Genomic DNA, 24226 nt, shown 5'->3' on the forward strand with positions numbered 1-24226 from the left:
GGCGGGAAGCGCTATTTTTTCCGACGCGCTGTGCTGTTTTTGAGCTAGGTTCGCGCGTGCAGAGATCTGACCATGGCTAGTCATTCCCAACCCAGTTTTCTGTAGGGGGTCATGTCTTGTTCAGGAAAGTCAGTCAGGTATTCACCCCACTGCATGTGCGCATAATATTTAGTCATCGCCTCGAAATGACTTTCAGCCTCGACCTCCCAAACAAGCTCTGCTTCTGAATGCATAAGCACACGCGCACTATCACCGTGAGCACCAGCTAGGCAAAAGGTCTGACAACCATCAGGTTCCTGCCAAAGTTCGTGATTCATCTTCGAGTCTCAGTTTTCTAGGGTTGTCATGATGCCCCAAACTCTGACGGCATGCCGCGACGGATCGATTCGCTAGAAGAACTGAATCCAAATGCCGACTTTTTTCAACAGAATCGGCCGACTTCTGCCGGTCACAGGGCACGCAGTACGCAGGTCAAATCAGATGTAACAACTGGTCAAGTCGAATGCAAAACAGGTGGTCAAGCCCTTGCAATTACGCATGCCACACCTGTGTAGAGGATGCACGGGTTGATTCGGCGTTCTGCACTAAATGTCTCTGCCGGTGAGAGTGTGCCAAGTCCCCGCACGCTTTAAGGTCGAACCCAGTCCACAATTGGGAATCGAGTTTGTGTCTGCGGGAATGGGTCTGCTATTGATGGGGTCAGCGTCGCCACTTGCTGTCACCAATACTGGTAGCGCTCCGCACTTGGTTGAAAGTGTGACAGTCGCACCTCCGAAACCGTGTCGTGTCACCTTGTAGGGGGCAGTCAGAATGGCTCGATTGTCGCCTTTTTGGATCAGTATCTGTGCTTGGCCTGTTGAGTCTTGGGCGAGCACATCTCCGCTGATCAATAACCACGCACCATCACCTTGGAGTGGCTTCTGCTTTTCGGAATCGCCGCATCCTACGATTATGCACGCAAGGCCCACCGTTGCTGCGCAGTAAAACAGGTGTTTAAAGACCACATCCGTATTTTTCAACTACAAAACCCCTGTTTTTCGAAACTCCGAATGGAGCGATTTGATCATTTCAAAAAATCCTATCAATCGCTTGAATAAAATTCATCCAAATCCCACGCTTTTTGTACATCCTGCTGAATTTGCGGCAGCAGATTAAGGATGATCAAGAGTAGTTAATCTGTAGGGGCAGGTATGAGATGAGCACAGGACGCAGCTGTGATCATGCAGGGGGGGCCGAAAACTGGCTGTGACTTCACCAAGCGGTAGAAATTGGGATTACGGCGCTTAACCCAAACCAAGTGTCCAAATCACAGGCCAGGCATATTGCACTGGCCTGCGGTATTACTTGATGGGTCAGCGGCGGCCGATTTCCGATCCCATCAAAGATAGAACTGCCCGTTTTACGACGGCTAATGCGCTACTACCCTTCGCCCATTTTTTGATGCCCTCAAGTTCCAAAACGCTCTGCTGCGCGACGTAGCGTTCGGTCACGAGCTTGCTGTAGAACGACGAGGAGCGTTCCAAGCGCTTGAAGTAGTCGGATGGTACCTGCAGGTGACCGACAGTCTGAGCAGCGAATTGGCCGTTCAAGACATCGTCACCTACAGCGGGCTGTTGGTTGGAATTGCTGCCAGTCACTGTGAAGCCAACGTTGGTGTAAAACCGGTTGCGGCGGATGCGCTCTTCAGGAGTGCTTACTGTCGCACTGGAAAGCATTCCTGATTGGACTAAATAAGCCTGCAGTTTATTGACGTGAAGCCATGCGATGACCCTGACCATCAGCGCTGGACCTAGGCCATGACCCTCAGGGTACATCTGGATCTGGCTGGTCGGACCGAACATCACTGTTCGCGTGTTATGGCAGACCGTTACAGAGATAGAGTTTCCAAAAAGGTCGAAGTGCTTGCCGTGGCCCTGCGGCATTTCTGCCCGTGCACGGAAATATTCGAAGTCCGGCTTAAGTTGGCGACTGTCACTGCTGGATGTGATGTGCGCTTGCTCCAATGCTACAATCAAAAGCATGCGGCCGGTCTCGCGAGGCGACTCGAAAAGATACACCTCGCGAACTGTAGCTAGAGGCTCCATATTCATTTGGGCCTGCTTCAAACTTGTCATGGTTTTCCTTAGGGGTGTGTCCCTGTTAAGTCGCGTAGTTTACGGCTACCTAGGAAGGTTGCCATGGAATGACGAATTCGTTTCCACTATAGATCCAATTCGCGGGCGAAAAGCCCCGAGTGCAAGCTCTTGCAATTAATTCACTGCGTGCATAAATGCCCTCTGGAAAGCGTGTCATTATCTCGACATGCGATACGGATAGCTTCATAAGGGGATTTAGAGCGAGTAGGTATCCAGTAGTTATCGACTACTATGTAACGAGTAACTTTTTCTCTACTTCTCAGTGCGAAAAATTTAAGTGACCGATCGATATGTCTGAGCAATTTATTTTTAGGAGTTACCTCATAAGTTATTTCAAAAATGGCAGCTTCCAGTTGCAAATAATCTCGACTGTTAATAGGAGGAAGCCTGAATTTATGGGTGCCTCTGGCGGAAATCATTTCCCCATCCAGCTCATGAAATTCGACGATTGGAATCGTGCTGATGTTTCCACCAGGCATCACCAACCCACCGTCCTTAGACTCTACATAGATGTCTTTGGTGGTTTTTGCGATTACGGGCTGTTCGGGATACGAGATTTTGAATTTTTCAACGAGGATGTCAGCAGGCGAATCGTTTACTAATGAAAAAACGTAAGAGCGTCCGTATGGCTTTTCATAAACGAGCTGGGTGTCGCCAATAAGAAAGCTGTAGGAAGTTGCGATAACAATACCGCCCCCCCCCAAGCTTGACAGAATTTTGAGTGAGCGCATGGCGATTGCTCTGTATTTATTTTTACGGTCGAACCGCTTAAATCTTTCCTGACGTTTCATTCTAATCTCTGATTTCAAGTATTTAGTACGTGGCATGCGTCCGAGTTGCGCAACTATACCGTCGTGATGCCAATGTGGCATTAATATGCTTGGCGCCAGTCGAGAACCCTGCTCGACAGGAGCCATCTACCAATGACCAGAGGTTGAGTTGGTGCTCCTGAAAATGGACTTTGAGGCAGTCTGGATCGCCGAGATGCAGCGGATTATGGAAAAGCATTGGTCTATGGACCTTACTTCAGCGCGGAGCGACGAATTGGCCGCGCTGTTTTTCCATGCCAGAACACGCCGAGTGGAACCTAGGGCCAGGGCCGTACATTTATCTGATGCCTTCGCCTGCCCAATTGAACACGAAGCAGGGTGGGCAGAGCTCAAAGTTAAAATAGAAACCGGTGAAGACCTTTCGCCTCATCTGAGCCTGAAAATTGAATACTTCAAGGGCAAGGATGGGCTGCTACTGGATTGGGGCATTTACCACCTCCATCTTGGGCAAACACAGCACGCAAAAAACAAGAGTTTCGTCGAACGCACAGGTCTAGGGGCCTTCGGCTTTCCAACTGATGATGCATTCTATGCAGTTGGCATCTATCAGCATGATGCCTGGTCGGACAGGTCGGTTATTGAAACACTGCATGCAAACTGGCCGCACCTCACTACCGCATCACGATTCACTCCCTGCTGAATGATCACATGAGTGACCAGAACGCCGTCGATGCGCAAAGCTCGAGGCAGCGCGAATTTGGTCTCACGACCGATGAACCTGTCTTCGAATACCTGTCGTTGCGAAAGGTCTTCAGTCAATATCCTCGTATCCCGCTCATTCAATGCCTGACGTTGGCGGTCCCCTGGTTGGGGTTCTCAAAACATCCGCCCATACGCCTTCCGGCAGCGCTACAGCCTCGGTAGCGTTCTCGAAGCCCCGTCTTCTCTGGGTCGGCTGCATAGTCAGTCAGTGTGGTTGATGATTCTGCAATTCATCTATTTTCGATAATGTGCATCTATTGTGAAATGTCACAACCGCTCGGCAACTGAATGCCCTGCGCGCACTAAAACGCACCGACCCCACCTTGGGGAGCTGGCCACTGCAGTCGCGCTGGCATTCGACGCCTCGACCATCGACAACCCGGAACTGGCCCGGTTGCTTCTGGAGAAGACCTGCCGCCGCATCGTCGCCGGTGAGCCAGGCAGTCACGAAGCCATGATCCTGCACTTGGAGCGACTTGGTGAGTTGAACTGTCTGTCGCCCGCACAGGTAACTGACTTTACCGACCGGATCAGGAAGCTGGCTTAATCATGCCCCAAGGGATTCACGAAGATGCGCTGCGCGCCATGCTTGAAGGCGGCGCGGTACGTGATGTGCCGGTCAGTCGGCAGGATAAAAAATGGACGCTGGCCATTCGACTCGGCGGTGCCGGAAGTCGCTGGCTACCGATACGCTCGCGGCGAGAGGCGGTGCGGACCTGGGCCAGCCTGACGGCGGTGGGCCGCTTTGCCGAGTCGGCGGGGATCCGGGCCTTTCAGGTCGAGGTCTGACGCAGCCTGAATTACTCGTCTATGCTTTGTAGGCGGTATCCACTGGACAGTGGTCGGATCACATAGGGAGGTGTGCAATGAACAGGAATGTAATCTTTGAGCGGTGCGTAGAGCTCAGCGCGAGCCAGGTGCTGAATGAACAACAGATCGGTTGGTCTGGCCGATGGACATTAATGGGCGACTTTGTCGTGTGCTCGCAGTGTCTGGTGGCCCAGCCGATTGATATGGCCCATCAGAAGTTTGTGCATCTTCCGGGATGTCTCGCCACGCAGTACGGTGCTTATCCTTGGCAGGAGCTGAGTTCGCTGCTGAAGCAGATCCCCCAATTGCTTCATTAGGGGGGGCAGTGGAAATACCGGTGCGCAACTGCACAGCGCTGCGCACCTAACCCATCTCACATATTGGCTGAGCCAGGTCCCCCCGCTTTCAAGCGTGCGTCCTTTCAAGCAGTAGCGAATCCAGAGCCGCCGGGCGGGCGACCCACACCTGATATTCGGCCGAGGTGAAGCCCAGGTAGTCATGCAGCGTCAGGTCCGCTCCAGCGACGCCCGCATGCCAACGCTCAATGAACGTATCCAGCTGATCGGCTTGCACACGACCTGCCGGGTCCAGCGCCACAAAATTCATTCGTGTTCCTCATCGTCAGTCGGCTGCAAGCGAAACAACCGGCAGGCTAAGGTCATACACATCCATCATTTTTGGATCACGATGGCCGCTGGCCTCTTGTTTGTCCGCTCGGCTTCCGGCCGTATCGGTGATGCCCCGTCGTTTAAGGTCATGCAAGGCAAAGCGCTGTTCCGGTGTGATGATCTAATCTTCAGGGCCAAGGTGATGAAGCGTTGCCAGGCGGTGTCGAGGCTCGATTTTCTAAGTGGCCCGCCGTGGCTGGCCACGATGATGGTTCTGCGTGCGGGGGAAGAGGGATCGCCGTCTTGCGTTTTGTCCACACCTTGGCACGGTAGGCCTTGGCGTTGTCCCACACCTTGCGTAACCGAGGCGTCCAGCGAACGATGTTGTCACGGTTGCCTTTACGGCGGTTGGTCAGAATCCCGCTCTCCAGCTCGTTGGCGTCTGTTAGGGTCACGACCTCAGCGCACCAGAGCGATTCTGAAAAGCCGGCAGATCGGGGCTACCTATTATTTCGCTCGCGAAGCGTTCATTGACGCGTTGGTCACTGGGCGCAATCAGATCTTCCTGTCGGCATCGAAGAACCACCTTCGGCGATCCGACACCTGTGCTTGATGAGCGCGGGATTCTTGATTACCTGGAGTGCTGGCTGAACGGTCGTTGGTACGAGCCGCCGATGTCATTAGACGGGCTGGCCAAGTCCTCCCGGGCCAGCGTGTTCTTCAGTCGGGCCTGAACTTCAAACGCAACATGCTGGCCCGCACCTTCATTCCCCATCCCGCCCCAATTGATGGGCATCGTTCCGCAAAACGCTGGCGGCTTCGGATCGATCAAAGAGGCCGCGCAGATTTGGGCGATGAACGAGCTGGAGCCTATACAGGCTCGCCTGCAGCAAGTGAACGACTGGCTTGGTGAGGAAGTTGTTAGGTTTTCGAGCTTTGATATGCTCGTTAAGGAGCGAGCTGATTAATCAGTGGGCTGGGGCCGCCATAGAGGCGTTTGATAAGTGATCCACCATTGAGTAACGGATAAAATACCGAAGCTCATCCAGTGTGATTTCTTCAGTGGACTGAGCTTCAATACCCTGTTTAATTATTCTAATTCCGTGTTTTACAGCAAGTTCAGCTCTGGTCTTTGACGGGTTTTCGATATCTGTTTTATCTTCGACCTTATCCTCAAATAGCTGCTTTAGTAATATCGATTTAATTGAGTCTGCATCCTCCCCAGCATCAACTACCAACTTGACACTAAGCAGGTACGGTGGCGGCATTAGCCCAAGAATCCCCTCCCAAGGCTCTTCCCTGTCTGGGCCTATTGATAGGTAAATTCCATAGAGCTTATCGCCTTGTTTAGCGAGTTTATCGTTTAGCACGTCGCGGATCTTCGATGCACGCAGCGCATCATTGAACTCATCCGGGAGTGCAACGCGAGTATAGCTCCTGCCAAGCCAGCCGGAGTATAGGTTTAGCCACTGATTCTTTCTCCATTCAGGCCCAGAGTCAGGAAGATGATCATACAGATTGAACTCCGGGCGGAGACGGCTGAGTGTCTCTCTGGATATCCATTTTCGGTTCAATATATTGAGGCTAAAGCACGCCGTCTCATCCTCTATGCTACTTAATACATGTAGGGTGCGCGGATGGTCACCTTTAACCAAAGCAGGATTTATTTTGTCGATACGCTCGGCTCCGACCAGCTCTATTACCGGAATTCCAACAAAGTCAGCGCTGTAAAGGTTACATGTCTGAGATGACACAATCCAATGGTTGCCGCTTTCTGATAAATCAATTCCTGCTTTTGATAGCTGTGCAGAGCTCACTATGGAGCCCTGCCACCAATTGGCCGACTTAATATCTGCTAAAACTTCTGCGTCATGCATCTATAGACCGGTCGATATCAATAATTGTTGAAAGAGGATGCCTAACCTCTTTTGATGAAATTTCACCTTTGCCCAGCTTAGGGCCTAACGCTTCAAGTTTGACAAGCGCACGATCCTTCAAGGCTTCAGTCGAAATACGATCATCATGGAGCAGGTCTAGAAACGACTGTCCATCCATTGGAATGCTCCACACCGTTTTCAACCGCGAAAGGTCTATGCCTGGCGGGGCTTCATTCGCCATATCAATTAGTATTTCGGTTTTTTCAATTATAGCCGCACGTGGTTTGCTTTTGTCTTCCATCCAGTCATAGACCGATTTGCGTGTAACACTGAAAAGCTGCGCCAACTGAGTTATGGATAGATTGTACTTGTTTTGTACCGATTCCATGCGTGCAGAGAAAGGTAGCGGCGCACTAATTTTAAAGGGCACTAAATCGTTAACTGGTGCGAATATGACTACGCGATCAATTGTGCGATCGTAACCAATCACCACTGGACTTGTATTTACGCGTACGGTCGCACTGCGTTTGGAAAGAAAAGAGGTTCTCCCCATATCTTGCTGGTAGTAATCACCGATACGCTGAGCGAGTGAAAGATCTGCTTCTGAAGACCAGCCTCTGCTCATAGGGACCATCCTGAGCGAGGTCTGATCAGCAGTTTGCACTGGTACGGTATCTAGAAACATTTTTATGCCTCCCCTTGCCAGACATTAAATGCGTGATCTGTCAGTGTGTCTGAATTTCGAAAGAACTCGTTGGCGATCTTATGTAAGCTATTAAGGTGTAAAATAACTTGTTCTAGATCCATTCTTTCAGGTGGAGAAAAAGCACCTGTTGAATCCATATCCAATATTAAGTCTTTGTCAGAGGTGGGCTGGAGTTGTATTTCTCCAGCTTGACCTTGAGCCATTAACGTCATCCCAATAATATCGTTAGGGATAGGAAGGACATTGGGTAGTGATTGAGCATTCACTCTTAGATAAGTTGAGCCTATTTTATATTGGCCGATAATAGCTCCGCCTACTCGCTCTGAATTGGCGAGCACAGGAGGGAGCCACTTGTCAGTAATATATTGGGATAGGCTTTCGGTTGGCAGTGCAGTAATTCTGTCTACGTATCGAACACCCATGTTTATCACGTCAACAAAGCGCATATGATTTAACAAGACCGAAAGCGCTCTGCGGTAAATGGCTATAAAGTCACTAAAGCGTGTGTACCGCGTAGTGAACATGAGCAACTGGTCAGGAGCGAATTGGATGCAGTGGCTTTTGTCAGAGGACATGAGCATCCACGCTTGAGCAACCGGTGCCGCAGAGTGTTGGCCGGGAACGCCTTGCTCAAACTGTATCGCATTCAGCAGTGGCAAAATGTCGCGCAGTTCATCCTGAATCTCGGCGATCTTATTCGGCAGATTTGCCCAAGGGGCGAACCTGACGGAAGCCACCGCATGGGTGAGAGGCGAGTTTCGAAGGATGCCGGTGCGGTTGGTCATTTTCATGCCTGGAATAGGTGTAGTTAACTTCTAGACTTAACTATACACCAAAGTAAACACCTGCTTGCGCATTTTTCAGACGAGTAGGGGGCCTTCGCTAGCGCAGTTCGCCGCTTTATAAGCATAAAGAAATGCACGCTGAGATTTCTCTACCATCCTGAAAGCCGACGTCAGGTACTCGGGATGGATGCTATCGCTGCATGCGCCCTTAGTGGGCAGGTCGATCGCGGCCCTGAAGCAGGTCCAGTGTGGGGATATCAACCAGTGATAGATCCAGACTTGGAAGATCCAGACTGCTTTCCGAGGAAAATTCGTCCATTACAGTTCACCTATTCGATCTAGCTCGCGCTTCAGTTCCTGTGGTGTAAGCGTCGAATGATCCAGACTGAAAAATGCTGCGAAACGATCTTTGATCTGGATGACTGTCGCGTCAAATGCGGCCTGGATGTCGCTGTCCGTTCCGTCTACATCAGAAGGGTCGGCAAGGCCCCAGTGGCTTTTGACAGCAGGCCCAAAATAGACCGGGCAGGGTTCGCCTCCAGCCTTGTCACACACGGTGATCACAACATCTGGCGGCGAATCAGAGAACACTTCTGAACCTTTGCTGTAGAGGTCTGAGGTATCGATGCCCAGCGCTTCCAGCGTGCTCATCGCGCGGGGATTCAGCTGTCCACTAGGGAGGCTACCTGAACTGACGGCAGTAAAACCGTTCGGGGCCAAGTGGTTGAACAGCCCCTCCGAGAGAACGCTCCGACAGCTGTTGGCCGTGCACATAAATAGTACTTTCATGGGTCCTCCTAGACGGGGATGCTCAGCCGCAACGCCAGTGCCGCAAGCGTTACCAGCAAGATAGGGAGGGTGAGGATGCTGCCGACTTTGAAGTAGTAGCCCCAGGTGATACGGATATTTTTTTGCGCCAGGACATGCAGCCACAACAGCGTGGCCAGGCTTCCAATTGGCGTAATCTTTGGGCCGAGATCGCAACCGATAACATTGGCGTAGATCATGGCCTCACGCACCAGCCCCGTAGCGTCGCTGCCCTGGATGGACAGAGCGCCGATGAGCACACTTGGCATGTTGTTCATGATCGAGGACAGCAGCGCGGCGGTGATGCCCGTGCCGAAGGTCGCGGCCCACAGTCCATGCTCGGCAAATGTGTTAAGCAGCCCCGAGAGGGAGTTAGTCAGACCGGCATTGCGCAGGCCGTAGACCACCAGATACATGCCTAGCGAGAACACGACGATCTGCCAGGGTGCGTGCTTGATGACTTTCCTCGTCGAGATGATGCGGCCTTTCCCTGCGATGACCAGCAGGATCAGCGCACACACAGCAGCGACGGCGCTGATGGGGATACCTAATGGTTCCAGTGCGAACAGGCCAACCAGTAATAGGCTAAGCACCCACCATCCAGCAATGAAGGTCGCCCGGTCACGAATCACAGCCTCTGGTGCCTCAAGCTGATTCGCGTCGTACTGGGTGGGAATGTCCTTGCGATAGAACATCCAGAGCATGAACAGCGTCGCGGCCACCGCCACCAGGTTTACTGGCCACATCACTGAGGCGTACTCACCGAAACCGACCCCGAAAAAGTCAGCCGAAACAATGTTGACCAGATTGGACACGACCATGGGCAGACTGGCGGTATCGGCGATGAAGCCTGCGGCCATCACGAATGCCAGAGTGGATGCCGGGCTGAAACGAAGCGCCGTCAACATCGCGATAACGATGGGGGTCAGGATTAGCGCTGCGCCATCGTTAGCGAACAGCGCTGAGACCGCTGCCCCGAGCAGGATCATCAGTGCAAACAGGCGTCCGCCTTTGCCCAGACCCCAGCGGGCCACATGAAGCGCCGCCCATTTGAAAAAGCCCGCTTCATCAAGCAGCAAACTGATAATGATCACTGCAATGAAGGTCGCGGTCGCGTTCCAGACGATGTGCCACACAACTGGCACATCCCCCAGACTTACGACGCCAGTCAGTAGTGCCAGAACGGCACCCGCTGCCGCGCTCCAGCCGACACCTAACCCCTTGGGTTGCCAGATAATAAAGACGAGGGTAACTACGAAAATTGACGCAGCGATGAGCATGGGTATGTTCCGAATCAGAAGGTCAGCAGCAGGAGGCTTGGCGCACGGGTCTGTCTTCCATGGAAGCCAGCCGTCCTTGATGATCGTTAACCCAGGACTGGTGGGCTTGCGTAGTGACGTTCAGAACATCCACTGCCCATTGTTCAAGCTCGGGATGCAGGCGGTAGTAAACCCACTGACCCTGCCTGCGATTCGCGAGTAGCCCGCAGGCACGTAACTGGGCGAGGTGCCTCGAAACCTTCGACTGGTTATCGTCCAGTGCCCAGATCAACTCGCACACGCACAGCTCACCTTCAGCCCAAAGCATGAGTATGATCCGAGCGCGGGTTTCGTCTCCAAGGCATTTGAAGAATGTGTGTGGTGCCATGCTGATAAGCAATTGCTCTGCATATGTGGATAATCGAATATGCAGATGTAACCACATTCAGCCCGCTTGCACAAATGCCTGTGACGGGATTAACGATGGGGATCAAGCTCACCGGTCAACCACGGGGCACGACACGGAGGGGTTAGCATTCGCCTCACCACGCGTGCGGTGGTTTGATGTTCGAATGGATGCTCGCTGAGCGCGATTTTGGATTCAGTACGCTAAGCGTAATGGCAGGATAGCTGGTCAGGTGGAATGCAATTGAGTGGTCAGCGCGAATGGAAATGGGTGGTCAGATGCTAGGTAATTTTCCAGGCAGAGCGCATCACCGGATGCCATTGCGTCAATCATCAATGCCTGGCCTGTGCGCTTTGTGCCGTGTCGATGCCGGCGCGCATAGGCAAATGCCGGTGCATTCGGTTACCGCGCTGCCTAACTACCGTTCCTTAGTCGACAAATATCTTGATCAAACAAGTCGATCGCTTGTTCCGGAGCTATGTATAAGATTTCTCTCAAGTACATAGCTAGGTCTTCGCCGGGATTCATCCCGAACACACCGCTGTCAGTCACGTAGATGATTCTAAAATCGTCCCTAACTTTGTGTGCCGCGAGGTATAGGATCAGGAGGGTGTCGTGCGACCAGTCTTCTGTGCCGTTCACATGCCCTGGAGTGGAAATTAAAACTAAAGGAGCTTCGGAGTCTATCAGTCTAGTTGAGGCAGTCGTCAAAAACTCTAGCTCATACGGGTCGCTTACGAACGTGGCCCTGGTATCTACTGCTCCATTACGTACACATTTTTGAAAAATCTGAAAAACTGTCTCATAGGTATCAAATCTCCGCCATATCTTTCTGTGGGGCTGAGAAAGAACGCTCTCAGTGCTTCCCACTTCATCTAGCGAGTCGGTGAAGAACATTTTTCCTCCAGCAGTGCGTAGATATTCTTAGTGGTGTAACTCTGAATATCGAGCCAAGGTGAGTTTCCATAACCTCTACCTGCTTCGGAAGGGCTACAGATAAACAGTATGGTGTCAAACGTCACACCAAATTAGAAAAAGAATGCCACATATGCTGTATGCAGCATAGCACTTGAGCGAGCAAGAGGGCTTTATCGTACCTTTTGCGAGTTAATACATGGCTAGTAAGAGCGATTTCGGGATAGCGCTAAGACAGATCAGAAACCAGAAACGAATCCCACAGGAGTCACTTGGCCCAAGCCAATCGTTCATCAGCAGCATCGAGCGGGGGAGGCGGAGTCCAACGCTTGAGAGGTTTGAGCAACTTGCCGCCAGTCTGGATATCAATCCGGTGACCCTTCTCGCTTTTTCACACCTAGGAGAAGATGAGAGCTCTGAGAGGTTACTGGCAAAAGTGAAGCAGGAGCTTGAGGATTTAGGGAAATGAATAGGCTGCGCGGATGTAATCTCCTCCTCAATCGGACTGTGTAAAGAAAGGGCCTTCAAAGGGAGATATTTTTTACAAAAAACCTAACAAATTCGTTATTTTTTGGGAAAATTTCTTTATAATCAGTGCCTAGGTTCGATTGCTTGTTTTCTCTGGTATGACGAAAAGTATTAGGATATCTCTGGCTTAGCCTGTACCGGTTGCCTAAAAACCCCAAGAGCGTTGCTCTTGGGGTTTTTTTATGGCGTACGAATCAGGTTTCTTGCAGGTTTTACTCTGTTGAGCTGCTATGCCTGCGAGTCGCTCTTGAAAGGGCGGGTCTAAGTAACTCCGTGCCCGCTTGTGCTGGCCGCTGCATTCGCCCATCGGCCTCCTTGCCAAGTCTCCATCCCAGATAGCCCCACAGCAGAGCGCAGACGGCGCCGACCACTGCCACCAGTCCGGCTCCCTGGCCGAGCATGTCCAACACGCTTTTGGCCCAGCCGCTGAGGGCGTCACCGGCGCGGTAGACAATCGTATCGATGACATTTTTTGCCTTGTACTTACTCTCGGCGTCCAGGGGCGCAAAGAGCATTTCCCGACCGGGCCGAACAAAGGCGTACTCGCCGATACGACGCACGATCATCAGCGTTGCGAGCATGGCGAAACTCGGCGCCAGCGCTAGACCCACGAAGCCGATGCACATCAACAATGGCACGATCGCCAGCAGGACTCGCACGCCGAGCCGTTGCGCGATTCGACCGGTTAGAAATATCTGCGAGAGAAGTGCCCCAGCCTGGACAATCAGGTCAATGGTGCCGAATACCCTGATCTGCTCTTGCCTGTTCGGAAACAGCTCGGCGACCAAACGTGCCTGCTCGAAATAGAGAAACGTGGTCACGGTGGCCAACAGAATCACGAAGCCCGCAATGCCCAGCAGGTAGGGCGATTGCAGTACGCGGGTGATGCCACTAAAGGGATTGCCGGGCAATGGCTTGCGGGTGCTTTCAACTGCCGTTGCGCCGGGTCGGCCAGCGCCGCCGGTTTCACGCCAGCGCATCAGTGAGTGCTTGAGGCTTAGCGCGATGCCCAGTAACAGCCCGGCCAGGAGTATCAGCCCCGACTCGCCGATGCTGTTGACCAGTAATGCACTGAGGCCTGGCCCAACCAGACCGCCGACACTCGCACCTGCGGCGATGAAAGCAAACAGGCGCTTGGCCTGGGCGCCGTCGAACACATCAGCCATCAGGCTCCACGCGACCGAGACGACAAACAGGTTGTAGACCGATATCCATACGTAGAACAGGCGGGCCATCCAGATGCTTTCGCCATATGACTGAAACAGCGCCGCGAAAATCAGCAGGTTTACGCAGAAGAATCCGTAAACCCAGTCGATGAAATGCAGGCGCGGAACCCTGGAGCTGAGCCATGCGAAGAGAGGAACAGCGGCGAGCATGACGAAGAAGGTTGCGGTAAATAACCATTGCAGATTTTCCACGCCCGCCGAAATGCCCATGGACTCGCGAATGGGGCGCAGCATGAAGTAGCCGGTAAACAGGCAAAAAAATAATAGAAAACCAGACAGCGCAGGGCGCAGTTCCTGATCCTCGGCATTGATGGTGGCGCTCAGACGGTGCAGGACAGAGGGCGTGCTCATAGAGGCTCCTGAAAAGTGAGGGGCGAGACACGGACGCATGCCCGTGTCGCTGCATTCAGGGGTAGGTGACGCCGGTGAGGCGTTCCGAGAGTTGCCAGAAGTTTTCTACGTCGTCTTGCGCTACAGCGGCCGGAGGGACTGTCGCAAATCCCAGGGGGCCGCGTTTTTCCTCTTCGCCGATCGGACCGTAATACGCACCTCCAACGGCTTCCGGCGCGGTAGCGGCATACAGGGACGACAATGCACCTTGCGCCGCTGAATGGTATTTTTCGCGATCCTGAGCCCATTCCTGGCCGAATTTACTGTCCAGACCAGGACCGCGCGCAATCAACTCAGTGACCGCGACACCCGGGTGTACCGCTAAGCTGCGAACACCCCAATGGTTGATATCACTGCGGCGCTGCAGCTCAAAAGCCCACTTGAGTACGGCCAATTTGGATTGTGCATAAGTCGCAAAGGGGTTGTAGGTCTTTTCGGCCTGCAGGTCTTGGTAGTTCATCTGGCCACGAGCGGCGGCGATGCTCGACAGGCTCACGACTCGGGCGTCATCGCTCTGCCGTAGCAAAGGCATCAACAAGCCTGTCAGCGCAAAGGGCCCTAGATAGTTGGTTGCCAGTTGCAGTTCAAGGCCATCTGCCGATGTGCCCCGTTGTGGTGGCGACATGATGGCGGCGTTGTTGATTAATACGTCGAGCCGCGACAACCGGCCTTTAAGACGATCAGCAAGGCTGCGAACCGAGTCCAGGTTGGCCAGGTCCACCGTTTCGAACTGCACGCTGGCGTTTGGGACTTCCTGACGTATGCGGGTGATAGTTTCTTCGCCGCGCTCGGGATTACGCGCTGCAATGATCACTTGGGCGCCAGCACGGGACAGAGCCAATGCGTCCTCGTAGCCCATGCCGCTGGTGCCGCCGGTAATCAGGATGATTCGGCCTCGCTGCGGGGGTATGTCGGCTGCGGTCCAGTCAGGTTTCGGCGGAATCTGGCTGGCAGCCTCAACAGTGACCGCGCCTGTCAGAGCCAGTCCCGCCACCAGCGTTTTGGTCATGTTCATAAGTTGGCGCGCGATGCTCGCGGTGCCGGTTTCAAGAGCGTTGGTTGTGCTCCACATATCGGTATCCTGATCGTCGTTTAAGGGGATGACCGGCCTGCAGGTGGGCAGTCGGTCGACGCAGACGATTATCACCGTACGGTCTGGTCCCGATAATCCAGGCGGAGGTGGACGGGTCGTACGGGCAGTCGTACAGTTGGCGACCAATAATGGAGGCGTCATGCGTCAACCCAACCTGAGTGATGTGGCGGTCTTTGCCACTGTTGTCGAGTTCGGAGGTTTCAGGGCGGCAGCACAGAAATGCGGGATTTCTGCGTCGTCACTGAGTGATTGCATGCGTCGCCTGGAGCGCGAGGTGGGGGTGCGTTTGCTCAACCGAACGACTCGCAGTGTTACCCCAACGGCCGCTGGCGAGCGCTTGCTTGAGCGTTTGCGTCCGGCGCTTGATGAGATCGGCGCAGCGTTCAACGATCTGGATGATGAATCGCAGCGTCCGGTGGGCAATTTGAAGCTGAATGTGCCGGTCCCGGTAGCGCGTTATTTGATGCCCGATCTGCTGACTCGCTTTCTCAGGCTTTATCCTGGCGTGAATGTCGAGGTGACCATGGAGAATACGTTCATTGATGTCATCGCGGCAGGGTATGACGCCGGTGTGCGTTATGAGGAGAGTCTGGCCAAAGACATGATTGCGATACCCATAGGCCCGCGTCGGCAGCGCTTCGTCGCGGCGGCTGCACCGGCCTATCTGGCTGCCCGTGGAACGCCTCTACATCCCTCGCAACTGACGGATCATGACTTGCTTGGCCACCGTTTTGAAAGCGGTAAAGTCGGGATCTTCGAGTTTGAAAAAGAAGGCAAGACGTTGCGTATTCCACCCAATGGGCAGCTGTTGACCTCTTCTCATGATCTCAAGATCAGCGCCGCCATCAATGGATTTGGCATCGTCTATACCTTCGAGGATTTCATCCGCGAGCCTCTTTCGGATGGGCGCCTGACGCCTGTGCTTCAAGATTGGTGGCAGTCTTTCGACGGCCCCTATCTTTATTATCACGGGCGTCGCCATATGCCCTCACCGCTAAGGGCCTTCGTCGATTTTATAAAGGAGCAGGCACCCGCTGAAATGTAGGGCAATTGCTGGACCGGTTGATTACAAGCCCAACTCCGACAACCCCGGGTGATCATCCGGACGGCGTCCCAGCGGCCAGTGGAATTTACGTTCGGACTCTTTGATTGGCATGTCGTTGATGCAGGCGAAGCGGTTGGCCATCAGACCGTTGGCGTCGAACTCCCAGTTCTCGTTGCCATATGAGCGGAACCAATTGCCCGAGTCGTCGTGCCATTCGTAGGCGTAGCGCACCGCGATACGGTTATCGGTGAAGGCCCACAACTCTTTGATCAACCGGTAATCCAGTTCCTTGGCCCATTTGCGGGTCAGGAACGCCTTGGCTTCTTCGCGGTTAGTCGCGAACTCCGCACGGTTGCGCCATTTAGTGTCCAGCGTGTAGGCAAGAGCGACTTTTTCAGGATCGCGACCATTCCAGCCATCTTCAGCCAGGCGGACTTTCTGGATCGCGGATTCCCGGGTGAAGGGCGGCAAAGGCGGGCGGGTTTCAGTGCTGGATGACATGGCATAACCTCTGGACGAAGAGTGGATGATCAGCTTGCAGCGGGAGCAGGATTTTTCAGGGCAGACTTCAACAGCAGTTGCGCCATGTCCCTGGCACTGTCGGCGGCGCTGTGGTCGCCCATGACCAAAGCGAGGGTGATGGCGCCGTCGATCAGGATCAGCAGTTGTTTGGCCAGCGTTTCCGGCTGTTCGATGTTTAACTGCTGACAAAGCTCCAGGGCGTAGTCAAAGAGCTTCTGTTTGTGTGTTTTTGCCAACTGACGGATCGGGTCTTCAGGGTTGCCGATTTCACCCGCGGTGTTGATAAACGCGCAGCCACGAAAGCCTTCCGACTTAAACCAGCCTTTTAGCACCGTGAACATTTCAAGAATGCGCGCTTCAGGGGTGGCTGCCTTTTCGGTTTCGCATCGAAACCAGTGCATCCAGCGCACGTCACGAGCGCTGAGCGCGTTCACGGCCACGTCTTCTTTGGTGGCGTAATATCGATAGATGCTTTTGCGCGCAACGCCGGACGTTCGCACCAGCAAGTCCATGCCCATGGCATGAATCCCGTTGGTGTAGATGAGTTGTTCGGCGGTTTGCAGGATTTTGTCCTGCACGGCTGTGGTCGATGTCTTATTCATGGTCAAAGAGTAGAACGATCATTCTACCTTGGTCAAGGTGTCGAGGTTTTCATGGTCCAAAAACGAACTTGTCCACGGCATACGGATCAGTTCCTAGTGCCTGATTACCAGAGGAGCGCCCCGCGCTTGTTGAACTTCAAGTCATCCATCGTTCTGCTTTGCGCGCTGCTCTTTGCTGGCAGCTTCAACGTGCAGGCTGCCGAGCAAGTGGCGGCTGCTCCTGCCGCCGATACAGCGGCCGAAACGCCTGAGGCCCCGGCAACACCGGAAATCCTCGTGCAGGGCGGGTTGCTTGGCGTGATCAGCTCCAGCATTGATGACGTGCAGGAAACCCTGGCTCTGGATGGGCGAGTTCTCGATAGCTGGCGCCTGCGAGCTGATCGGGCGGCCGATGAGCTGGACAAGCTGGTCAACAAACCCACCTCGCGTTCAAAGTGGGGGGTAGTCGGTGATTTCCTGATGCTCTCAGTGGTCTGGATCGGTGCCTTCGCGGCGTTGACCACCCTCGGCAGCTTCGTTGCCATGCGTCTGAGCCGCCGTCCGTTTTTTCAGGTGCGTGAGCGCAGTCAGGCGCTGCTTGGTTATGTACTGCCCTACACCTTGCCGGCGTTGATCAGCCTGCCGCTGACCCTCTATGTCAGTCATTTTCTGACAGCTTCTGTGGGTCGTGCGCTGGCGCTGTGCCTGGCTTACTCCACCAGTAGCGGCATCGTGTCTACGTCGGTGCTGTTGTGTGTGATTGTCATGTTCAATTCCGGGCACAAACGCCCGGCTGTCAGAATGATTCGTCGTTTCAGCCCCAAACCGCTGTTCGTTATCGGTTTCATGGCGGCTCTCAGCGACGCGTTGACCAGCCCGCAGATCGCTCGTCAGATCGGTAATAACGTCACCACCAGTGTAGCGGTGTTCACCGGATTGTTCGCTTCGGTGGTCTTCTGCATGTTGGTGATCAAGATGCGCCGTCCTATCGCGCACCTTATTCGCAACCGCCCGTTGAGCAGCCGTATGGCTCGACCTGCGCTGCAAGAGTCCCTGAAGGTGTTCTCCAATCTCTGGTATTTGCCGATTCTGCTGATGATCCTGGTCTCGGCCGTGAATTTGATCGGCGCTGGAGAAGACAGTCAGAAAGCTTTGCGTTGCGCGTTGTTCACCACAGTGCTGCTGATCGCCACAGTGTTCCTGAGTACGGTATTTCAGCACCTGTTCAAGCCGGCCAGCGTTGAGGGGCGTGGCGGGCATATCTACAAAGCGCGGCTGTTGAATCTGGCGCATGGGCTGACACGGATTATTCTGGCGGTGGCGTTTATTGAAATCCTCGGCCAGATCTGGGGCTTTTCGCTGTTCGAATTCGCTCAGAGCAACAGCTTGGGGAGAGCGATCGGCGAGTCGCTCAGCAGTATCGGTCTGATTTTCATGGTCACCTGGATGCTATGGGTGGTGCTCGATACGGCCATTCAGGAAGCACTGAAAGCGCCGCTCAACCATCGTGCTTCGCGTCAGCCCAGTACGCGAGTCAAGACCATCCTGCCGCTGCTGCGTAACGCGATAAAAATCATTCTGGTGGTGATTTGTGCCATTACCACCATGGCAAACCTGGGCATCAACGTCGCGCCACTGCTGGCCGGTGCCGGTGTCGTAGGTCTGGCGATTGGTTTCGGTTCGCAGCAATTGGTACAGGACGTGATCACCGGTCTGTTCATCATCATTGAAGACACCTTCTCCATCGGTGATTGGGTGGTGCTGAGCACCGGGCATTCCGGAACCGTTGAAAGCCTGACCATTCGTACGGTGCGCTTGCGCGACGGTAAAGGTTTTGTGCATTCGGTGCCGTTTGGTCAGATCAAGGCGGTGACCAATCAATCCCGGCAGTTTGCTTATGCGTTCTTCTCCGTGCAGTTCACTTACGATTCCAACATCGACAGCGCGCTCTCTCTGATTCGCGAAGTGGGGCAGTCGATCACTGAAGACATTCTGCTCAAGAGCAATCTGCAGGGGCCGCTGGAGGTGTTTGGCGTAGACCGTATGGATCTCAATGGCGTAGTGCTCACCGCGCAGTTCCGGACATCCTCCGGCGGGCAATACAGCGTGGGTCGTGCGTTCAATGAGCGACTGAAAAAGCTTGTGGATAAATCCGATGACGTGCGTTTCGCGCAAACTTATCCACAGGCCGTGATCAGCCCGAATGCCGGGCACGTGCAGCAGCTTTCCGTCGACAGAGATGCCCAACCGGCATCGGGCAAAGGCAATGTGGTGAACGTCGATGGCTCTGAGAGCCCGCCGGTTCAGCCGAAGGCATAAATGTCGTGCTGTGGGAGCGGTGCTTGCCCGCGATACAGACGCCTTGGTACATCAGGCATATCGTTTAATCGCCCATCGCGGGCAAGCACCGCTCCCACATCGATATGCATCTCCTGCAACCGTGATAGGGGGCCGAGGTCTCGTCCAGACACGTCTACCGCAACAACCTGTCGCGCACCTGAGCCATCGCTTCCTGATCCAGCTCCAGCCAATACTGCGGCTTGCCCGCAATAATTGCCGCAGCCGGAATGCCGTCTCGGTACACCAGTCTGTTGCCTGCCAGCGCCGGGACTTTGCTGCCCGGCAACAACGTACCGACGAGATTCAAAGGGTCCACAGCGCTCAGGCTGATCAGGCTGGCGTCCAAGGCGCGCTTGCGGATTTCCCTAAGCACTGGAATTGCTTCCGGCAGCGCAAACTGTTCGCCGGCCAGGCCACTGACAAATCTTCCGCCCCGTATTTCGCCTCGGGCTTCAAGGCGATGAAAGGTGCGCAGTAATTCTCGCCAGCTCGGTAGCCAATCGGCTTCACGTTCCAGTAAGCGCCAGAACACAACGCCATAGCGCCGCAGCAAGGTCATCGCAACGTGTTCCAGTACTTCCGGGGCTACGGGCTGAGGGCGCTTGCCGGTAGTGACTTCTGGCCGTGGCGAACGCTTTAATAACGCCCAGCGTCCAGCATCGTCCATCCCGCCGATAAACGCCCCGCGATTACGTCGGCTGGTGTGCGCCGACCGTTTGCTGGCGGGCGTGATCAAGGCGCGCAGTCCGGCAAAGCTGTCGGCGTTGACCAGTCCGGCGGCCACCAACTCTTGCAAGGCGATTTCCAGTTCGGCTCGCAGCAAGTGCGCCTCGCTCACCAACTCGTCAAAAAACATCGCTCCGTGGGCGAGCAGCGCAGCATGTACTTTCTGCGCTTTAGGCGAGAGTTCGTCTGGTTCCGGCTGTGCGGCCAGGCCGCTCCACACACTGACCTGGCTGCGGGGGAGCAGCACAATCGGCGTACTGCGTAAGGCCGCTCCCCCGGTTTTGCTGTTGGCCGCCAATCGCGTCCAGACGACTTTGCCGGAACGGCAGATTTCATCCAGCCATGTGGGCGAGTAATCCTTGATCCGTGCGGACAACAAGTCGCTGTCCCAAGCCCCGGCGGCAGCGCTGAAGCCCTCAAGCTGGGCAATGATTTCCGGCAGTGCGGCGCGGCCCTCGCTGCGAGTGGCTGTGGACAAATGCTGCCAGTCGAACAGGAAACGCATGAAGTCCTGCAGCGAAACCGGCTCGATCTCGCGCCGTAGACGCCGCACCGTGTAGCGATGAATCCTTGCCAGCAGATGCCGCTCGCACCACTGGTCCTCGCTGGCGCCAGGGCTGAAGCGGCCACGCAGCACGTAGCCTTCGCTTTCCAGGCGCGCCAACGCCTGACTGATCTGGCTGACGCTTAAAGCCAGCGGTTGAGCAATATCTCGCGTTGGCAGTGGACCGAAACCGCTCAAGCGAGCGCGAACCACCTCGACAATCGCTTCGTCGCGATCCCAATCTTCATCGAAGCCTGACAATGCGCTCAGCTGTGGATGCATTTGCGCGTGTGGATAAATTGCCCGGAAGCAATTCAGGCGTTCCACAGGTATCCATAACGCCTGATCGACGCCCACCTGCAGGCGCGTAACCCGTCCAGAGCGGGCCAGGGGTTCCAGCCATCTCTGCCAGTCCCCATTTGCCGCGGACTCGGTGTTGGTCACACAACTGAGGCTCATCAACGCTTCGTGCATTTCATCAAGGTTTTGCGGTTGCGGCCACGCCTCTTCGTTCACGGCGGCAATGGCGTCTGCATCCAGAGCTCCGAGATCGTCCGACGATTGCGGATCACTCCAGCGCCGGTTGAGCACGGCTTGGGTTCGTCGCTCTTCCAGAGGCGCGTCGTCGAGAAAGGCGTAAGGTCGGGCGTTGAGAATTTCGGCGGCCAGCGGCGAGGGTGCGGGCAAGTCACGAGCGATCAACCTGACTTCACCACTTTCCATGCGGCGCAGCAGGTGCAGCCAGCCTTCAGCGTCCATTGCTTCGTGCAGGCAATCGTCGAGGGTTTGTTCCACCAATGGATGATTGGGCACCTCGCGCTCGCCAACGATATTTTCCAGGCAGGCAATCTGGTCTGGAAATACCGTCGCGATCAGGTCCTCGCTTTTCATGCGTTGCAGTTGTGGCGCGACTTTTCGGCCGCCGGTATAGCGGGGGAGAGCCAGCGCTGTGCCCGCATTCCAGCGCCAACGCACGCCAAACAACGGCGCGTCCAGCACCGCCTGGATCAGCAGATGTTCTGCCGTGCCGGAATTCAGATAGCGCCAGACCTCGGCGAGCTCAAAGCTGTGGCTGGTAGACAGCGACAAGACAATTGCGTCTTCGCTGGCAGCCGCTTGCAGCTCGAAGTTGAACGTTCGACAAAAACGCTTGCGCAATGCCAGCCCCCAGGCGCGGTTGAGCCTGCTGCCGAAAGGGGTGTGGATAATCAGTTGAGTACCGCCAGACTCATCGAAAAAACGCTCCATGATCAGCGTGTCTTGCGACGGTAATGCACTCAAGACCGAGCGGGTTCGGGCCAGGTAATCCACCAGTTGCTCGGCACTGGCCAGGTTCAACCCAAGCGTGTCGATCAGCCAGTCGGTACAGGGCTGGAGATCACCGGGGTGGGCGCCCAGCAGTTCATCAATCTGACCTTGAAGGCGTGCTACAGCGAACGACAGCTCATCACTTCTGCCAGGGGCTTCACCCAGCCAGAAAGGAATATTGGGCGGTTGACCGTTGGCGTCTTCTACGCGTACCCGGCCGGTTTCAATCCGCAGGATGCGATAAGACGTGTTGCCCAACTGGAAAATGTCGCCCGCGATGCTTTCGACAGCAAAGTCTTCGTTGACCGTGCCGATGTTCAGCGCCTGAGGTTCGAGAATCACGCTGTAATCGGCGTTGTCCGGTATCGTGCCGCCACTGGTCACCGCCGTCAGCTTGCTACCTCTGCGGCCACGCAGTGTTCGGTTCAGAGCATCGCGATGCACGTAAGCGCTGCGCACACCCTGCCGTCCGCTGTACCCGTCAGCCAGCATGCCGAGCAAAGCCTGGTAGTGATCGGCGTCCAGATCTGCGTAGGGCGATGCCTGACGGAACATATCCAACAGCGCTTGCTCAGGCCATTCCTGGAGGCTGACTTCCGCAACAATCTGCTGCGCAAGTACGTCTAGCGGTGCTTTGGGGATCTGCAAAATATCCAGCTCGCCACGCCGCACACAGTCAAGCAATGCGGCGCATTCGATCAGGTCGTCCCGGGAGGTCGCAAACAGCCGGCCTTTGGGCGTACCACCGACGTGGTGGCCGGAGCGTCCGACCCGCTGTAAAAATGCCGAGATGGAACGAGGCGACGCAATCTGGCAGACCAGATCGACGTCGCCAATATCGATACCCAGCTCCAGCGAGGCGGTGGCGATCAGCACCTGCAAGTCACCACGCTTGAGACGCTGCTCTGCGTCCAGTCGCTGTTCTTTTGCCAGGCTGCCATGGTGCGCAGCCACCGCTTCTTTACTCAACCGCTCACTCAAATGACGGGCCATGCGCTCGGCCATGCGTCGTGTATTGACGAAAATCAGCGTAGTGCGGTGCTCGCGTGCCAGTTCAGCGAGGCGGTCGTAAACCAGTTCCCAGACGTCGTTGGACATGACCGGGCCCAGCGCCACGGGCGGGACTTCGATCCCCAGATCGCGAGGGCGGGCGTGGCCGATATCGACAATAGAGCAGGGCCGTTTGAGTGGATCGGCACCCACCAGGAAGCGTGATACCAACTCGATGGGCTTCTGCGTGGCCGATAAGCCAATCCGTAGCAACGGCTCGCTGCACAACGCTTGCAGACGTTCCAGCGTCAGCGCCAGATGGCTGCCGCGTTTACTGGCAGCGATGGCATGGATCTCGTCGACAATCACCGTGCGGGTGCTTGCCAGCATGCGCCGTCCGGAGTCTGACCCCAGCAGCACATACAGCGATTCGGGCGTGGTCACCAGAATGTGTGGCGCCGTTTTGCGCATGGCGGCGCGTACTTTTTGCGGCGTGTCGCCGGTGCGCACAGCAGTGCTTATGCGCAGTGGCGGCAGATTCATGCGCTGCAACTGCTCGGTAATGCCCGCCAGCGGGTTTTGCAGATTGATCTGAATGTCGTTGGACAGCGCTTTGAGCGGCGAGACATAAACCACGAAGGTTTGCTCGGGCAGTTCCCCGCCATGCTCAAGGCCCTGATGGACCAGGTCGTCGAGTACCGCAAGAAACGCCGTCAGGGTTTTCCCTGAACCGGTGGGTGCGGCAATCAGTGTCGAGCGTCGCGCCTTGATCAACGGCCACGCTTGCGCCTGGGCGGGTGTCACCGCCGGGAATGTACTGCGAAACCAGGCGCTGACTGCCGGGTGAAAGCCATCGAGTGCCGGGTCTGGGATAAGCGGGAGGTTCATGGGCGAATTAATGAGGGTGGCGAGGGGAAGATGCAAGCGCCTTTGATCGGCGGTTGCTTGCAGGGAATGGAAGCTCTGACATTGTTGAACGGGAATGCTGCGGCCTACGGGAGATTCTATGCTGGCCTGCAAGCTCGAATTCCTGTGGGAGCGAATTTATTCGCGAAGGGGCCGGTACATCCTCAGCCTTTTTATAGACTGAAAC

Annotated in this window: 22 protein-coding genes and 4 pseudogenes; 9 read left to right on the forward strand and 17 right to left on the reverse strand. The window is 55.1% G+C overall.

Going from position 1 to position 24226, the window contains the following annotated elements:
- Positions 1-80: 80 nt before the first annotated feature.
- From EE949_RS01760 to EE949_RS01770, 3 genes are all read right to left on the reverse strand, one after another.
- The gene (locus EE949_RS01760; protein ID WP_103713279.1) at positions 81-317 is read right to left on the reverse strand and encodes a hypothetical protein; all 237 of its coding nucleotides are present in this window, start codon (positions 315-317) and stop codon (positions 81-83) included.
- Positions 318-1352: 1035 nt separating this feature from the next.
- On the reverse strand, positions 1353-2114 hold the full coding sequence (locus EE949_RS01765; RefSeq protein WP_122662313.1) for a hypothetical protein: 762 nt from the start codon (positions 2112-2114) through the stop codon (positions 1353-1355).
- A gap of 140 nt (positions 2115-2254) precedes the next feature.
- Positions 2255-2926 (reverse strand): hypothetical protein, encoded by a 672-nt coding sequence (locus EE949_RS01770; RefSeq protein WP_162874178.1) that lies wholly within the window; start codon positions 2924-2926, stop codon positions 2255-2257.
- A 163-nt stretch (positions 2927-3089) separates the two neighbouring features.
- Between EE949_RS01770 and EE949_RS01775 the strand changes: the two genes are divergently transcribed.
- The 4 genes and pseudogenes from EE949_RS01775 (at position 3090) to EE949_RS01790 (ending at position 4794) form a co-directional block, all read left to right on the forward strand.
- On the forward strand, positions 3090-3605 hold the full coding sequence (locus EE949_RS01775) for a hypothetical protein (protein ID WP_162874177.1): 516 nt from the start codon (positions 3090-3092) through the stop codon (positions 3603-3605).
- Between the two features lie 346 nt (positions 3606-3951).
- Positions 3952-4214 (forward strand): annotated as a pseudogene (locus tag EE949_RS01780) (hypothetical protein).
- A gap of 2 nt (positions 4215-4216) precedes the next feature.
- Entirely contained in the window at positions 4217-4456 is a 240-nt protein-coding gene (locus EE949_RS01785; RefSeq protein WP_122662319.1) for a hypothetical protein, read from the forward strand.
- A gap of 77 nt (positions 4457-4533) precedes the next feature.
- Complete coding sequence (locus EE949_RS01790; RefSeq protein ID WP_122662321.1) at positions 4534-4794, forward strand: hypothetical protein; 261 nt, start codon at positions 4534-4536, stop codon at positions 4792-4794.
- An 88-nt stretch (positions 4795-4882) separates the two neighbouring features.
- Here the strand turns inward: EE949_RS01790 and EE949_RS01795 are convergent, their stop codons facing one another.
- Together EE949_RS01795 and EE949_RS29745 are read right to left on the reverse strand one after the other, a co-directional pair.
- A complete protein-coding gene (locus tag EE949_RS01795) occupies positions 4883-5083 on the reverse strand; it encodes a hypothetical protein (RefSeq protein ID WP_122662323.1) in 201 nt (66 codons plus the stop codon).
- Between the two features lie 15 nt (positions 5084-5098).
- Positions 5099-5546, reverse strand: a pseudogene (locus tag EE949_RS29745) (integrase); the annotation flags it as partial.
- Here EE949_RS29745 and EE949_RS01805 point away from each other — a divergent pair.
- Positions 5546-5668: pseudogene (locus EE949_RS01805) on the forward strand (terminase large subunit domain-containing protein); the annotation flags it as partial. The pseudogenes EE949_RS29745 and EE949_RS01805 sit on opposite strands and share 1 nt — an antisense overlap.
- Positions 5616-6053: pseudogene (locus tag EE949_RS29750) on the forward strand (hypothetical protein). The pseudogenes EE949_RS01805 and EE949_RS29750, both read left to right, overlap by 53 nt.
- Here the strand turns inward: EE949_RS29750 and EE949_RS01815 are convergent.
- The 7 genes from EE949_RS01815 to EE949_RS01845 form a co-directional block, all read right to left on the reverse strand.
- Complete coding sequence (locus tag EE949_RS01815; protein WP_122662325.1) at positions 6054-6962, reverse strand: hypothetical protein; 909 nt, start codon at positions 6960-6962, stop codon at positions 6054-6056. It abuts the pseudogene before it with no gap.
- A complete protein-coding gene (locus EE949_RS01820; protein ID WP_162874176.1) occupies positions 6955-7587 on the reverse strand; it encodes a hypothetical protein in 633 nt (210 codons plus the stop codon). Before EE949_RS01820 ends, EE949_RS01815 begins: the two co-directional genes overlap by 8 nt.
- A 62-nt stretch (positions 7588-7649) precedes the next feature.
- Positions 7650-8453, reverse strand: a complete 804-nt coding sequence (locus EE949_RS01825; protein ID WP_162874175.1) for a TIGR04255 family protein — start codon at positions 8451-8453, stop codon at positions 7650-7652.
- 318 nt (positions 8454-8771) lie between these two features.
- Positions 8772-9242: an arsenate reductase ArsC gene (locus EE949_RS01830; protein WP_122662330.1), complete on the reverse strand. Its 471-nt coding sequence runs from the start codon at positions 9240-9242 to the stop codon at positions 8772-8774.
- Positions 9243-9250: 8 nt separating this feature from the next.
- A complete protein-coding gene (locus tag EE949_RS01835; protein WP_122662332.1) occupies positions 9251-10540 on the reverse strand; it encodes an arsenic transporter in 1290 nt (429 codons plus the stop codon).
- A gap of 22 nt (positions 10541-10562) precedes the next feature.
- Entirely contained in the window at positions 10563-10913 is a 351-nt protein-coding gene (locus tag EE949_RS01840) for a metalloregulator ArsR/SmtB family transcription factor (RefSeq protein WP_122662597.1), read from the reverse strand.
- A 426-nt stretch (positions 10914-11339) separates the two neighbouring features.
- Positions 11340-11822 carry a hypothetical protein gene (locus EE949_RS01845; protein ID WP_122662334.1) on the reverse strand — a complete coding sequence of 161 codons (483 nt, stop codon included), beginning with the start codon at positions 11820-11822 and terminating at the stop codon, positions 11340-11342.
- 217 nt (positions 11823-12039) lie between these two features.
- Here EE949_RS01845 and EE949_RS30080 point away from each other — a divergent pair, with 217 nt between their 5' ends.
- Positions 12040-12309 carry a helix-turn-helix domain-containing protein gene (locus EE949_RS30080; protein ID WP_122662336.1) on the forward strand — a complete coding sequence of 90 codons (270 nt, stop codon included), beginning with the start codon at positions 12040-12042 and terminating at the stop codon, positions 12307-12309.
- A 271-nt stretch (positions 12310-12580) separates the two neighbouring features.
- Here the strand turns inward: EE949_RS30080 and EE949_RS01855 are convergent, their stop codons facing one another.
- The gene (locus EE949_RS01855; RefSeq protein WP_122662338.1) at positions 12581-13945 is read right to left on the reverse strand and encodes an NTP/NDP exchange transporter; all 1365 of its coding nucleotides are present in this window, start codon (positions 13943-13945) and stop codon (positions 12581-12583) included.
- A 55-nt stretch (positions 13946-14000) separates the two neighbouring features.
- Entirely contained in the window at positions 14001-14993 is a 993-nt protein-coding gene (locus EE949_RS01860; RefSeq protein WP_430735924.1) for an SDR family oxidoreductase, read from the reverse strand.
- A 223-nt stretch (positions 14994-15216) separates the two neighbouring features.
- Here EE949_RS01860 and EE949_RS01865 point away from each other — a divergent pair, with 223 nt between their 5' ends.
- The gene (locus tag EE949_RS01865; protein WP_122662342.1) at positions 15217-16122 is read left to right on the forward strand and encodes a LysR family transcriptional regulator; all 906 of its coding nucleotides are present in this window, start codon (positions 15217-15219) and stop codon (positions 16120-16122) included.
- Between the two features lie 21 nt (positions 16123-16143).
- Here EE949_RS01865 and EE949_RS01870 read toward each other — a convergent pair whose 3' ends face one another.
- Both EE949_RS01870 and EE949_RS01875 read right to left on the reverse strand, forming a co-directional pair.
- Complete coding sequence (locus EE949_RS01870; protein WP_122662344.1) at positions 16144-16623, reverse strand: DUF1348 family protein; 480 nt, start codon at positions 16621-16623, stop codon at positions 16144-16146.
- Positions 16624-16652: 29 nt separating this feature from the next.
- Positions 16653-17246 carry a TetR/AcrR family transcriptional regulator gene (locus EE949_RS01875; RefSeq protein ID WP_122662346.1) on the reverse strand — a complete coding sequence of 198 codons (594 nt, stop codon included), beginning with the start codon at positions 17244-17246 and terminating at the stop codon, positions 16653-16655.
- Between the two features lie 126 nt (positions 17247-17372).
- Between EE949_RS01875 and EE949_RS01880 the strand changes: the two genes are divergently transcribed.
- The gene (locus EE949_RS01880; protein WP_346010026.1) at positions 17373-19544 is read left to right on the forward strand and encodes a mechanosensitive ion channel family protein; all 2172 of its coding nucleotides are present in this window, start codon (positions 17373-17375) and stop codon (positions 19542-19544) included.
- 154 nt (positions 19545-19698) lie between these two features.
- On the opposite strand, the gene EE949_RS01885 is transcribed toward EE949_RS01880, so the two are convergent.
- Positions 19699-24021, reverse strand: a complete 4323-nt coding sequence (locus EE949_RS01885; protein WP_122662350.1) for a DEAD/DEAH box helicase — start codon at positions 24019-24021, stop codon at positions 19699-19701.
- Between the last annotated feature and the right edge of the window lie 205 nt (positions 24022-24226).

Origin of the sequence: Pseudomonas viridiflava (assembly GCF_900602065.1) — a bacterium.
Taxonomy (GTDB): domain Bacteria; phylum Pseudomonadota; class Gammaproteobacteria; order Pseudomonadales; family Pseudomonadaceae; genus Aquipseudomonas.